Annotated in this window: 11 protein-coding genes; 4 read left to right on the forward strand and 7 right to left on the reverse strand. The window is 72.0% G+C overall.

Annotation, left to right across the window (positions count from 1 at the left end; translation table 11 throughout):
- Window positions 1-145: 145 nt before the first annotated feature.
- A complete protein-coding gene (locus ACIBCK_RS19180; protein ID WP_399391692.1) occupies window positions 146-1,261 on the forward strand; it encodes an LLM class flavin-dependent oxidoreductase in 1,116 nt (371 codons plus the stop codon).
- On the forward strand, window positions 1,258-2,067 hold the full coding sequence (locus tag ACIBCK_RS19185) for an SDR family NAD(P)-dependent oxidoreductase (RefSeq protein WP_399391693.1): 810 nt from the start codon (window positions 1,258-1,260) through the stop codon (window positions 2,065-2,067). Before ACIBCK_RS19180 ends, ACIBCK_RS19185 begins: the two co-directional genes overlap by 4 nt.
- Before the next feature lie 182 nt (window positions 2,068-2,249).
- On the opposite strand, the gene ACIBCK_RS19190 is transcribed toward ACIBCK_RS19185, so the two are convergent.
- From ACIBCK_RS19190 to rpe, 5 genes are all read right to left on the reverse strand, one after another.
- Window positions 2,250-3,692: a GuaB1 family IMP dehydrogenase-related protein gene (locus ACIBCK_RS19190; RefSeq protein WP_399391695.1), complete on the reverse strand. Its 1,443-nt coding sequence runs from the start codon at window positions 3,690-3,692 to the stop codon at window positions 2,250-2,252.
- Between the two features lie 174 nt (window positions 3,693-3,866).
- The gene (locus tag ACIBCK_RS19195) at window positions 3,867-4,244 is read right to left on the reverse strand and encodes a barstar family protein (RefSeq protein WP_399391697.1); all 378 of its coding nucleotides are present in this window, start codon (window positions 4,242-4,244) and stop codon (window positions 3,867-3,869) included.
- A complete protein-coding gene (locus tag ACIBCK_RS19200; protein WP_399391699.1) occupies window positions 4,241-4,630 on the reverse strand; it encodes a ribonuclease domain-containing protein in 390 nt (129 codons plus the stop codon). The genes ACIBCK_RS19195 and ACIBCK_RS19200 overlap by 4 nt, the downstream gene beginning before the upstream one ends.
- Before the next feature lie 99 nt (window positions 4,631-4,729).
- A complete protein-coding gene (locus ACIBCK_RS19205) occupies window positions 4,730-5,728 on the reverse strand; it encodes a sugar-binding domain-containing protein (RefSeq protein WP_363211159.1) in 999 nt (332 codons plus the stop codon).
- A 222-nt stretch (window positions 5,729-5,950) separates the two neighbouring features.
- Window positions 5,951-6,637, reverse strand: coding sequence for a ribulose-phosphate 3-epimerase (rpe, locus tag ACIBCK_RS19210; RefSeq protein ID WP_399391701.1), 687 nt, complete (start codon window positions 6,635-6,637; stop codon window positions 5,951-5,953).
- Between the two features lie 132 nt (window positions 6,638-6,769).
- On the opposite strand from rpe, the gene ACIBCK_RS19215 reads away from it, so the two are divergent.
- Window positions 6,770-8,992: an MMPL family transporter gene (locus ACIBCK_RS19215; protein WP_399391703.1), complete on the forward strand. Its 2,223-nt coding sequence runs from the start codon at window positions 6,770-6,772 to the stop codon at window positions 8,990-8,992.
- Here the strand turns inward: ACIBCK_RS19215 and ACIBCK_RS19220 are convergent.
- Window positions 8,966-10,435, reverse strand: coding sequence for an RsmB/NOP family class I SAM-dependent RNA methyltransferase (locus ACIBCK_RS19220; RefSeq protein ID WP_399391704.1), 1,470 nt, complete (start codon window positions 10,433-10,435; stop codon window positions 8,966-8,968). The genes ACIBCK_RS19215 and ACIBCK_RS19220 overlap by 27 nt on opposite strands.
- A 34-nt stretch (window positions 10,436-10,469) precedes the next feature.
- On the reverse strand, window positions 10,470-11,414 hold the full coding sequence (gene fmt, locus ACIBCK_RS19225; RefSeq protein ID WP_399391706.1) for a methionyl-tRNA formyltransferase: 945 nt from the start codon (window positions 11,412-11,414) through the stop codon (window positions 10,470-10,472).
- A gap of 594 nt (window positions 11,415-12,008) precedes the next feature.
- Here fmt and ACIBCK_RS19230 point away from each other — a divergent pair.
- Window positions 12,009-12,557 carry a hypothetical protein gene (locus ACIBCK_RS19230; protein ID WP_367039899.1) on the forward strand — a complete coding sequence of 183 codons (549 nt, stop codon included), beginning with the start codon at window positions 12,009-12,011 and terminating at the stop codon, window positions 12,555-12,557.
- The last annotated feature ends 59 nt before the right edge of the window (window positions 12,558-12,616 follow it).

The raw sequence follows: 12,616 nt of genomic DNA on the forward strand, positions 1-12,616 counted from the left end.
GCCCGGCGGGTCTTTGTTGCGCGGTCCGTTTCGTCCGTTGCGTTCGGGGGCTCCGGGGAAGCGATTGACACTTCGTCAGATCTACCCCATCGTGCACTCCGGTCGAGCCGATCGTGCACTCCGGTCGAGAGGGAGGCAGCAGGCCATGGACCTCGATGTGCTGTACGAGATCGACGTACCGAAGCCCTGGAACGGACCCCATCCGCACGGCCAGCGCACGGCCGAGCAGCGCGCCTACCGCGAGGCCGTGGAACAGATCCGGCTCGCGGACCGGGTCGGCTTCCGCACGGTGTGGGCGGTGGAGCACCACTTCCGCGAGGGCCGCTCGCACTGTCCCGCGCCCGAGGTGCTCCTCGGCCATCTCGCGGCGCTCACCGAGCGGATACGGCTCGGCTTCGGCGTCACCCTCACCCCCTTCGGCTTCACGCCCCCGCAGCGGATCGCGGAGAAGGTGGCGGCGGTGGACGTCCTCTCGGATGGGCGCGTGGAGTGGGGCACGGGCCGTTCAACTCCCATGGAACAGACGGCATTCGGGGTCGATCGCGAACAGTCGCGGTCCGACTGGCGCGAGGCGATCGAGATCGTGACGGGCATGTGGCGCGAGGAGTACTTCGCGTACGAGTCCGAGCGGTTCTCCTTCCCCCGCCGGATGGTCACGCCGAAGCCGGTCCAGGACCCGCATCCCCCGTGCTGGATGGCGGCGACGTCCCCCGGCTCCGCGGAGGTCGCGGGGGCGGCGGGGCTCGGGCTGCTCTCCTTCTCGATCATGCAGCCGCTGGAGGTGATGGCCCGTCAAGTCGCCGCCTACCGTGCGGCCGCGCGTGCGCCGTCCCCCCTCACGGACGTCACCACGGACCGCGTCAGCGCGTACACGCTGGTGCACGTGGCGGACCGGCCTGCGCAGCGGATCTGGGACTCGGTGGCCTGGTGGTACCGCAACCTCGCCCAGTTCACGCTCGACTGGGAACTGCCGCACCTTTCCTCCGACGAGCGCGAGCGGACGTTCCCCTTCCTCACCCCGATCATCGAAGGGAACGTCCCCGTCGAGGAGTTCAGCGACGGCGACATGATCCTCATCGGCGACGCGGAGACCGTCGTCCGCAAGGCCAAGCGCTACGCCGACCTCGGCATCGACCAGCTCATCTGTTACGTCCAGTGGGGCTATCTGGAGCATCAGGAGATCCTGCGCACGATCGAGATCCTGGGCAAGGAAGTCATCCCGGAGCTGGCCTCCTACCGGCCCCGGCGGGAGGCACCGTGAGCGAGCCGCTCGACACCTCCCCCGTCCCCGACTACGCCACCCTGCACCGCCTGGACGACCGCGCCTACGTCGTCCTCGGCGCGGGCAACGGCATCGGCCGCCAGACCGCGCACGCGCTCACGGCGGCGGGCGCGCGGGTCCTGTGCGTGGATCTCGACAAGGGCCGCGCGGAGGCGGTCGCCGCCGAGACAGGCGGTGTCCCGTACGTCGCGGACGTGACGCGGCGCGAGGAGATGCGGCAGCTCTTCGCCCACGCGCGGCGGGAGTTGGGCCCGCTCGGCGGTGTGGTCGACATCGTGGGCATGGCTCGCTACGCGCCCCTGGACGAGCTGGACGACGACTCCTGGGACTGGGCCTTCTCCCTCGTCCTGCGGCACGCCTGGCTGACTGTCCAGTACGGCGGCGAGGCGCTCGCCGACGCGGGCGGCGGCCCGCTGGTCTTCGTGGCGTCCGTGTCGGGCCTGACGGCGGCGCCCCTCCACGCGGCGTACGGCGCGGCCAAGGCGGGCCTGATCTCCCTGGTCCGCTCGGCGGCGGTGGAGTACGGCCCGCGCGGGGTACGGGTGAACGCGGTGGCGCCCGGTGTCGTCTGGACGCCGCGGGTGGCGGCCCTGATCGGCGAGGAGGGCCGCGAACGCAACGCGCGCAACGCCCCGTTGGGGCGGGTGGCCGAAACCTCGGACATCGCGTCGGCCCTGCTCTTCTTCGCCTCGCCACTGTCCTCGTACGTCACCGGGCAGACGCTCGTCGTGGACGGCGGGGTGAGCGTGAAGTTCCCGTATCCGACCATCGGGGGTGCACGGTGAGGGTGAGCATGCGCTGCGAGATGCCGCCCGCAGTGTGCCCTGCTGACGCCAAGCCCGGCCATCGACGCGTACGCGGCTGCGGTACGGGGCTAACTCCGGGGAGCGCCCCGAAGGGGCGCGGGGAACTGCGCGACCAGCCCCGACGGACCGGCAGTCGAATCCCGCACCCCTTCGCGGAGCGACTAGCTCCAGCTGGCGTGCAGCGGCTTGCCCTCCGCGTAGCCCGCGGCGCTCTGCACACCCACGGTGGCCCGCTCGGCGAACTCCGCCAGCGAACCCGCACCGGCGTACGTGCAGGAGGAACGGACACCCGCGATGATCGAGTCGATCAGGTCCTCGACGCCGGGACGCTCCGGGTCGAGGAACATCCGCGAGGTCGAGATGCCCTCCTCGAACAGCGCCTTGCGAGCACGGTCGTACGCCGACTCCTCGCTGGTGCGGTTCTTGACCGCTCGCGCCGACGCCATGCCGAACGACTCCTTGTAGAGGCGGCCGTTGGCGTCCTGCTGCAGGTCGCCCGGGGACTCGTACGTCCCGGCGAACCACGAGCCGATCATGACGTTCGACGCACCGGCGGCCAGCGCCATGGCGACGTCACGGGGGTGGCGGACACCGCCGTCGGCCCACACGTGCTTGCCGAACTTCGCGGCCTCGGCGGCGCATTCGAGCACGGCGGAGAACTGGGGGCGGCCGACGCCGGTCATCATGCGCGTGGTGCACATGGCGCCGGGGCCCACGCCGACCTTGATGATGTCGGCGCCGGCCTCGATCAGGTCCCGTACGCCCTCGGCGGCGACGATGTTGCCCGCGACGATCGGCACCTGCGGGTCGAGCGCGCGCACGGCCTCGACCGCGGCGATCATCGACTCCTGGTGGCCGTGCGCGGTGTCCACGACGAGCGTGTCGGCGCCCGCGTCGAGGAGCTGCTTGGCCTTGGCCGCGACGTCGCCGTTGATGCCGACGGCGGCGGCGATGCGCAGCTTGCCGTTGGCGTCGAGCGCGGGCGAGTAGAGCGTCGCGCGCAGGGCGCCCGTGCGGGTCAGGATGCCGGCGAGGCGGCCGTCCTTGCCCACGGCGGGGGCGTAGCGGCGGTTGGCGTGGTCCAGCTTGTTGAACGCCTCGATCGGGTCGATGTCCGCGTCGAGCAGCACGAGGTCCTTGGACATGACCTCGGAGAGCTGGGTGAAGCGGTCGACGCCGTTCAGGTCCGTGTCGGTGACGACGCCGACCGGCTTCTGGTCGGCGTCCACGACGACGCCGGCGTTGTGTGCGCGCTTGGACAGCAGGGCGAGCGCGTCGGCGACGGTCTGCGTGGGGGCCAGGACGATGGGGGTGTCCAGGACGTGGTGGCGCGTCTTGACCCAGGAGATGACCTCGGTGACGACCTCGATCGGAATGTCCTGAGGGATCACGACGAGGCCACCGCGGCGGGCGACGGTCTCAGCCATCCGGCGGCCGGCGATCGCGGTCATGTTCGCGACGACCAGCGGGATCGTGGTGCCGGTGCCGTCCGGCGACGAGAGGTCGACGCCCTGACGCGATCCGACGGCGGAGCGCCTCGGCACCATGAAGACGTCGTCGTACGTCAGGTCGTACGCAGGCTGGTTGTCATTGAGGAAGCGCACGTGCTGCTCATCCCAGTCGTTCAGAGGTGGCCCCCGGACAGTTAGGCCGAGGGAAAAGCACGTACTTCAGTGTCCCATGCCCCGGGTGATGCGCCGCCTGGGATGATCACCCAGCCGGGTCGCCGGGCCCCTGGTCGGATCCTCCAAGCGCCGCCCCGGACGGTCACCCTCCGCTCAGGAGCGCGTGCCGAGCGCGAGAACGATCTCCAGGCCGGTCCCGCGCCCCCGCGCGTACTCCACGGCATCCGTGAACACCTCTTGGGCGACGATCCACTCCTGGGGGGCGGCTTCGGCGTACTCCTGCCAGCCGGAGACGGCGAGGAGCCGTCCGGGCGCGGCGGACGCGCCGCCCAGATCGGTGAGGCAGTCGGCGAGCGCGTCCCAGTTGTGCCCGAACCACTCGGGCAGGTCGAGCGCGCGGGCGCAGCGCTCCATGAAGGCGGCCTTGTCGCGCACGCCGCTCAGGTCGAGCGAGACGGTGGCCATACCGGCGGCACGGACGGCCTCCAGCACGGGGGCCAGCGGCTCCGGGGGCAGCTGTTCGGGCGTCATCTCAGTACCGCCTTGAAGGACGCGTAGTGGTCGTCGGTGTAGTAGGTCTCGCCGCCGCTCCCGGTGACGATCCGCCGCGCGCCCCGGTCGCGTTCGCCGGGGGTGGGGACGGTGTACTCGCGGTAGTGGCCGCGCCGCTGCTTCGGCAGCTCGCCCTCGAAGTTGCCGAAGACGGAGCCGTCCTTGGCGTACGGGAAGGGCCCACCGTCATCGATGAGCCGCAACGTCCGCCGCGCCTCGGCAGGCAGCCGGTCGTCCTGGACGACGGGCATGCCGCGGGCCCAGGCGGGGGCGCCCTGCGCACCGTCCGATGAGCACCCGGCCACCAGCACAGTGAAACAGACCAGCAGCGCCCCCAGCGCGCGAGGGACGAACCGGGTCAGCATGCGGCAGATGCTGCCACAGCGCCCCGCAAGGGGCGCGGGGCGGCGTCCATTTGCGGCTCCGCCGCGTGGGCGCGCTCAGCCCCCACAACCGGCAGAAACTCAACTACCGTCCGGATCCGCCCGGTCCAACGCAGGATGCGGAGTGTGCCCCATGACCATCAGCTGATCAGCCGCAGCCGTGTCCGTGACGAGGCTGGTCACAAGACCCGAACGCAGCACCGCGTCGATCGCGGCGGCCTTCCGCTGCCCGCCCGCGATGGCCACCACCTCAGGAATCCGCCGGAGCCGGTCCGCCTCGACGGTGATGCACCGCTCCCCCAGGTCACGCCCGACCCTGCGGCCCTCGGCGTCGAAGAGGTGCGCGGACATCTCGGCGGCGACCCCCAGCGAGGCGTAATGCGCACGCTCCTCGTCGCTGAGCATGTCGTGGACGGTGGAGATGCCGGGCTCCCAGGAGCCGATGGAGACCGCGGCGACGGTGACCTTGTCGAAGTACTCAAACGCCCGCGCGATCCCGGTCTGGTTCCGCAACGCGGCGGCCGTGGCCGGGTCCGGCAGCAGCATCGGCGCGTAGATGGGGTGGGCCTCGCCGCCCGAGACCTGCGCGGCACGCCGCACGGCCTCGACCGAGCCGCGTTCGGCGGTCCCGGCGTCGTACACACCCGTCAGCTGCACCACGGTGCACGGCGGCAGCTGGTCGAGGGCGGCGGCCATGTGAATGGTCGAGCGTCCCCACGCGAGGCCGAGGACATCGCCCTCGGTGACCAGCTCGCCGAGCAGATCGGCCGCGACCTCGCCGAGGTTCTCGGGGTCGGGCGACTCGTCGATCTCGTCGGCCGGCGCCGGCGACTCGACGACGACCGCGTGCCGCAGGCCGTAGCGGGCGCGCAGCGCGTCCGAGCGCTCCGCGTCCAGCTCGGCGGGCACACGGATCTCGATCCGTACGAGATCACGTTCGAGAGCCGTCTCCAGGACCCTGGCCACCTTGAAGCGGCTCACGCCGAACTCCTCGGCGATCTGGATCTTCGACTTGCCCTCGAGATAGAAGCGGCGGGCCATGGCCGCCGCCTGCACCAGCTCCGCGGGTCCCATCCGCATGGCTGACCGGCCGCCCGTCGACACGACGATCTCCTCACTGTCATTTCACGACTGTCATTTCAAGCATCTGTCGTTCACGCGTTCACACACATCCGCGTGGGCTTCGCGCGCATGGCCACGGCTTCTCGCGCATTGCCGCAGCGCAACCTGGGTTCGCCGTTCATCCTTGCAGATCTGACGTACTTGATCAGCCCCGAAGGACTGCGTTCACGTATTGGTGGCTCAGTGGCCGCACGCCCATGCCGCCGTGGACGTCGCCCCGGCCGCCTGGGTGCGCAGTGCACGTACCGCCTCCGCCGGGTCGTTCGCCCCGTAGACCGCCGAGCCGGCCACGAAGACGTCGGCGCCGGCCTCGGCGCAGCGCTCGATGGTCTCGGCGGAGACGCCGCCGTCGACCTGGAGCCAGAGTTCGAGGCCGTGCTTGCTGATCAACTCGCGGGTACGACGGATCTTCGGGAGCATGATGTCGAGGAACGCCTGGCCGCCGAACCCCGGCTCGACGGTCATGATCAGCAGCATGTCGAGCTCGGCGAGCAGATCCTCGTACGGCTCGATGGGCGTCGCGGGCTTCAGCGCCATGGAGGCGCGGGCGCCCTGGGCTCGGATCTCGCGGGCCAGGCGGACGGGAGCGGCGGCCGCCTCCACGTGGAAGGTGACCGATCCGGCGCCCGCTTCGACGTACTGCGGAGCCCAGCGATCGACGTCCTCGATCATCAGATGGCAGTCCAGCGGCGTGTCCGTCGCTCGGGCGAGAGACTCTACGACCGGCACCCCGAGGGTGAGGTTGGGAACGAAGTGGTTGTCCATGACGTCGACATGGAGCCAATCGGCACCTTCGACCGCCCTTGCCTCCTCGGCAAGACGGGCGAAATCCGCGGACAGGATGCTGGGGTTGATCTGCACGGCCATGCCCCAAGACTGCCATGCCCCGTGCCCGTTGCCCGCCGCGGTCCGTAGCGTGGGCCAACCGGCTCCTTTGACCATGGACCGCGTGCCATGCTGGGCGGTCCACCGGGACGACGTGGGGCAGCGGGGGTAGCCATGCCGGACGAACGGTCGGACGAACCGTCGGACGTGCGGTCGCACGGGCAGTCGGACGGACAGCGCAGGGCGGGCCGTGGCGTGGCCTGGCTGGTGTGCGGGCGGCGCACCAAGTGGCTCGTGGTGCTGTTCTGGCTGGTGGTGATCGTGGCCGCCGCACCGCTCGCACAGAAGCTCACGGACGCCCAGGACAACCAGGCGTCGTCCTGGCTGCCGGGGTCCGCGGAATCCACCCAAGTCCTGGACATCTCCGAGGAGTTCAGGCCCGAACAGATCCCCGCGATCGTCGTGTACGCCCGCGACGGCGGTCTCACCGCCGAGGACCGCGCGCGGATCTCCGAGGACCTCGGCGAGCTCAAGGAGCTGCGCGCCCACGGCGTGCGGGGCCAGGAGACCCGCGGCCCGCTCTTCGATACGAAGAGGCCCGCCGCCGCCGAGGCGGCGCAGATCTTCGTGCCCATCACCATGGACGAGAAGGGCTGGGAGCGGATCACGCCCGCCGTCGAGTCCATGCGTGAGCGTGTGGGTGAGAGTTCTGGCGGTCTCTCGGTGCACGTCACGGGGCCCGGCGGTACGTCGGCCGACTTCTCCGAGGCGTTCGAGGGCATCGACTCGACGCTGCTCCTCTCGGCGGCCGGCGTCGTCATCGTCATCCTCCTGATCACCTACCGCAGCCCGGTCCTGCTGTTCGTCCCGCTGCTCGCGGCGGTCGTCTCCCTGTTCGCCGCGCAGGCGCTGATCTATCTCCTGGCCGAGCACGCGGGCCTGACGGTCAACGGCCAGAGCGCGGGCATCCTGACGGTCCTCGTCTTCGGCGCGGGGACGGACTATGCCCTGCTCCTGGTCGCTCGCTACCGCGAAGAACTGCGCCGCCACGAGGACCGGCACGAGGCGATGCAGCTCGCCCTGCACCGGGCGGGCCCCGCGGTCATCGCGTCCGGCGCCACGGTCGTGGTCAGCATGCTCGTCCTGCTCACCGCCGACATGAACTCGACGCGCGGTCTTGGCCCCGTGGCCGCCATCGGCGTCGCGGTAGCCCTGCTGGCGATGCTGTCGCTGTTCCCCGCGCTCCTGGTGGTCTGCGGCCGGTGGCTGTTCTGGCCGCTGATCCCGCACAACGGCTCGCAGGAGCCCACCGAGCGCGGCGTCTGGGCCCGCATGGGCCGCCGTATCGCCCATCGCCCGCGCCTGACCTGGGGCATCACGGCGGTGGCGCTCGCGGCGCTGGCACTCGGCCTGACGCAGCTGCGCGCCGAGGGGCTCAGCAACGCCGACTCCTTCACGGACAAGCCGGACTCGATCGTGGGCCAGGAGGTGCAGGGGAAGTACTTCCCCGCGGGCAGCGGTGACCCGCTGGTGATCGTGGCGCAGGCGGACCGGGGCGACGCGGTGCGCGACGCCGTAGCCGGGACGCGGGGCGTGGACCCCGCGAGCGTCGGCGTGCCGCCGGGGACCAAGGCGGAGGCCGGGGGCCGGGTCCTGTTCGAGGCGACACCGACCGACCCCTCCGACAGCGAGGCGGCCAAGCAGACCGTGGAGCGGGTGCGCGACGCGGTGCACGCCGTGCCGGACGCGGAGGCCAAGGTGGGCGGCGGCACGGCGGCCCTCCTGGACATGGACCGCGCGACGGCTCACGACAACAAGCTGGTGATCCCGCTCGTCCTCGTGGTCGTCCTGCTGATCCTCGCGGTGCTGCTGCGCGCCCTGGTCGCGCCGCTGCTCCTGATCGCGACGGTGGTGCTCTCCTTCTCCGCCGCGCTCGGCATCAGCGCGCTCGCCTTCCGCCACCTCTTCGACTACGCGGGCGAGTCCACGGACTTCCCGCTCTTCGTCTTCGTGTTCCTGGTGGCGCTCGGCATCGACTACAACATCTTCCTGTCGACCCGCATCCGTGAGGAAGCGGGCCGCCAGGGCACCCGTGCGGGCGTGGTGACGGGCCTCGCAGCGACCGGCGCGGTGATCACCTCGGCGGGCCTTGTGCTCGCGGGCACGTTCGCCGCGCTCGGCACGCTCCCGATGGTGGCGTTCGCCGAGATCGGCTTCGCGGTCGCGCTCGGCGTCCTGCTCGACACCTTCGTCGTACGGTCCGTCCTGGTCACCGCGCTGTTCCTGGACGTGGGCCCGAAGGTGTGGTGGCCTCACGCCCTGAGCAAGGACCCGGCGGCTTCCCGTACGCCGGCTCCCGCGAAGGCTGCCTCAGGCGGTCCGCCGGATCAAGGCTAGGTACATCGCGTCCGTGCCGTGCAGGTGCGGCCACAGTTGGACGTCGGGCCCGTCACCGAGCGCGGGAACGCCCGGCATCAGCGGCCGCGCGTCGATGAGCTCGGCCCCCTCGTGCTGCTTGAGCACGTCGTCGACGACGGCGCGGGTCTCCGCGAGGTGCGGTGAACAGGTGGCGTAGCCGACGACGCCGCCGACGCGCACGGACTCCAACGCGGTGCGCAGCAGCCCCCGTTGGAGCGGCGCGAAGCCCTCCAGGTCCTCCGGGCGGCGGCGCCAGCGGGCCTCGGGGCGGCGTCGCAGGGCGCCGAGTCCCGTGCAGGGCACGTCCATCAGGACCCGGTCGAAGGTGCCGGGCTGCCACGGCGGCCGGGTGCCGTCGGCGGCGATGACCTCGTACGGGCCCGGGTTGCCCCGCAGGGCCTGCGCGACGAGGCGGGCACGGTGCGGCTGCTTCTCCGCGGCGAGCAGGGCGGCGCCCCGCCCGGAGGCGAGGCCCGCGAGCATGGCGGCCTTGCCGCCGGGGCCCGCGCATCCGTCGAGCCACTTCTCGTCGCGCCCCTCGACCGGGGCGTTCGCGAGTGCGATCGCGACGAGCTGGCTGCCCTCGTCCTGGACACCGGCGCGGCCGTCGCGCACGGCCTCGATCGACCCGGGCTCGCCGCCTTCGCTGAGCCGCACGGCATACGGCGACCAGCGCCCCGGCAGCGCGGATTCCTCGCCCACGGTGTCGAGGAGTTCATCGGCGGTGAAGCGTCCCGGTCGGGCCACGAGGGTCACTTCGGGCCGCTCGTTGTCGGCGTCCAGAAGGTCCTCGATGCCCGCGCGGCCGCCGCCGAGCGCGTCCCAGAGCGCGGAGACGACCCAGCGCGGGTGGGAGTGGACGACGGCGAGGTGGTCCTCGGCGTCCTCGTCGTAGGAGGGCGCGACCTTCGCCACCCACCCGTCGAGATCATCGGCGGCGACCTTGCGGAGCACCGCGTTGACGAACTTGGCCCGCCCGTCGCCCAGTACGACCCGTGCCAGTTCCACGGACGCGGAGACGGCGGCGTGCGTCGGGATGCGCGTCCCGAGCAACTGGTGAACGCCCATGTTCAGCACGTCGAGGACCGGCGGGTCGACCTCGCGCAGCGGCCGGTCGATGCAGGCGGCCACGATCGCGTCGTACGTTCCCTGCCTGCGCAGCGTCCCGTAGACCAGCTCGGTGGCGAGCGCCGCGTCACGCGCGTCGAAGTCGCCCTTGTCGCGTGCCTTGCGCAGCAGGGGCGGCAGGACGAGGTTCGCGTAGGCGTCGCGCTCGTCCACGGCCCGCAACGCCTCGAAGGCGAGGAACCGGACGGGATCCTTCTTGGGCCGACGATGAGGCTTGCCGGGCTTGCCCGGCTTGACGGCGGGCTTACCGGTGTTGCCCTGCTTCTGGGGACGCCGGCTGGGCTGGTCGTTCAAAGGTGCTCCGCTGATGGGTGGGGGCCGAACCTGTTCAGCCTACGTCGGTCGCGCCGAGCAGCTCACCCGGGGCGATCCGCACCCCGCGCGCCCAGTCGGCGCCGCGCATCGGCTTCTTGCCCTGCGGCTGGACCCAGAGCAGCTCCACGGCGTGCGAGCCGGTGCCGACGTACACGTTGTTCTTTGCGGCGGCGAGCTCGCCGGGCGCGAGGTCGGTGCGGTCCGCGACGAGCGCGGCCTGGATGATCTTCAGTCGCTCGCCACGGAACACGGACCAGGCGCCGGGCGCCGGGGTGCAACCACGGACGACACGGTCGACGCGGAGGGCGGGGGCCGCCCAGTCCACCTGGGCGTCCTCGACGGTGATCTTCGGGGCGAGGGTGACACCGTCGGCGGGCTGCGGTACGGCCTTCAGGGAGCCGTCCTCGATGCCGTCCATGGTGGCGGCGAGCAGTCCGGAGCCGGCGAAGGCGAGGCGGGTGAGCAGGTCACCGCTGGTGTCGGTGGCCCGGACGACCTCGGTGACCGTCCCGTACACGGGCCCGGAGTCGAGCCCCTGCTCGATCAGGAAGGTGGAGGCCCCGGTGATCTCGTCGCCCGCCATCACGGCGTGCTGCACGGGCGCTGCTCCACGCCAGGCGGGCAGCAGCGAGAAGTGCAGATTGACCCAGCCGCGGGCCGGGACGTCCAGGGCGACCTTGGGCAGCAGAGCCCCATAGGCGACGACCGGGCAGCAGTCGGGCCCGATCTCGCGCAGCCGCGCCAGGAACTCCTCGTCGCGCGGCTTCGCGGGCTTGAGCACCTCGATCCCGGCCTCCTCCGCACGCTGGGCGACGGGGCTCGCGACGAGCCTGCGGCCGCGGCCTGCGGGGGCGTCGGGCCGGGTGACGACGGCAGCCACCTCGTGCCGGTCGGAGGCGATCAGTGCGTCCAGGGCGGGGACGGCGACCTCGGGGGTGCCTGCGAAGACGAGCTTCATCGGTGGCTGTCGGCCTCTCGGGACGGAAACGTACGGCGAGCGCACCAGTCTAAGAGCCCCTCCCCCAACCCGCGCCCCACGGGGGCGGGGGCGGCTCTCGGCGGGCTCCCTTCACCGCACAGCCGAGGCTGAGGGCTCTCCGCAGTGACCGCCCAGTCCGCACCCCCGACCCGAAGACACGGCCCTCCGCGGGGCTCGCCACCCCGCGCACCCGAGAACCCGGGACACGATCCCTTTCGCGGCTCCCCGCGCCTGACACTCGGAGCCGACCTCGACTCTCCACAGGCCCACTCCCCGCTCAACTCCCGCTCCGAGAGCCCCGCTCCCGGCCTCCTGCCGAGGTCTCCCGGCTCGCCCCGGGCCAGGAGCCGCCACGAGACCGAGCACCGCTCAGCGCCCGCCGGTTCCCGCTGCATGCAGGGCCCCCGCCGCTCGCAGCGGGGGCGTACGCGTGGCCGCGCGCCCCGTGCAGATGCGTACACGCCCCCGCACCGTGACCCCACACGAACTAGCGCGTTGGTCAAGAAAGAGTTGACCACAACGGGCCGCGCATGCGGCCCGATCCTTTTCAACGCCGGTTCGAGAGGCTTGTTCATGGCCGACCACGCAACCCACGACGCCCAGGCACGGGCCAGCCTGCACCTCCTGGTTCGGGACATCGAGCGGGTCCGCCGGCAGGTGGACGCACTGCGTACGCTCACCGCCCAGCTCGGCAACGTCTACCGCCCGCGCCGCTCAAGCCCCTCCGCGGGCTTCGTCGTGTACGGGCGTGCCCCTGCCCCGACCGTCCGCCTCGCCCAGGAACTGCGGGACAGCGTCGAGACGCTGGTGACCGCCGCCGTGGACTTCGACCGCTCGCTGGGCTTCTCGTGGGACGCGGTGGGTTCGGCCCTCGGAGTGACCAAGCAGGCGGTTCACCGCCGTTACGGGGCCCGCCGGGCCACCACGCAGGCGGCGGCCGAAGCCGAGCGCGCCACGGAGACGATCCCCGCCCCCACGGCCGCCCGCCCTCCGGTCCCGGTCGGCGCCCCGCTCCCCTCGGTCCCCGCTGCCCGCGCGATGCCGACCCAGCCCACGGCAGGCAGCCCCGCCCTCCGCGAGGACCCCCGCCCGAACATTTTCCCAGGCCCGCGCAACGGCTGACCACGGCATTGCGGCGGCTGTCTCCACCGGTTCCCCCGGCGAGGACAGCCGCCGCCGTC

The organism is Streptomyces sp. NPDC051218, assembly GCF_044455475.1.
Taxonomy (GTDB): Bacteria; Actinomycetota; Actinomycetes; order Streptomycetales; family Streptomycetaceae; genus Streptomyces.